Origin of the sequence: Chryseosolibacter histidinae, from assembly GCF_018598225.1 — a bacterium.
In the GTDB taxonomy this organism is placed as follows: domain Bacteria; phylum Bacteroidota; class Bacteroidia; order Cytophagales; family Cyclobacteriaceae; genus Chryseosolibacter; species Chryseosolibacter histidini.
Map to the genome: position 1 here is coordinate 1 of NZ_JAHESF010000102.1, position 363 is coordinate 363.

Below are 363 nucleotides of genomic sequence, written 5' to 3' on the forward strand. Positions count from 1 at the left end.
TCCTCTGTGCGGACTTGAAACTACTTCTACTCTTTCATCAGCATGTCAATGAACGTCTTCAAGAGTGTTTATCCAATCTACGGTACAACGATACGGCTATATCATTGCAGCGCCTGGCACTCCTTTGTGATAACTCAGTCGCAAGCCGCTAGCTTTTGGCTGCGAGCATTGCTCTAATTACCTTTCACTAAACTTTCTGCGAACCCAACTGGTTCACTTTCTTAATCTCTTTTTTTTCCTCCGCTTCGGCTCGCAGCTCAAGGCTACTCGCTCGAAACTCCAGCGTGTGGAGAATATCGGAGTCGAACCGATGACCTCCTGCTTGCAAAGCAGGCGCTCTAGCCAGCTGAGCTAATCCCCCTT

1 tRNA gene is annotated in these 363 nt (G+C 48.5%); it reads right to left on the minus strand.

Going from position 1 to position 363, the window contains the following annotated elements:
* Nucleotides 1-287 precede the first annotated feature (287 nt).
* Nucleotides 288-361 (minus strand) — tRNA-Ala (locus KK083_RS32355).
* Nucleotides 362-363: the final 2 nt, after the last annotated feature.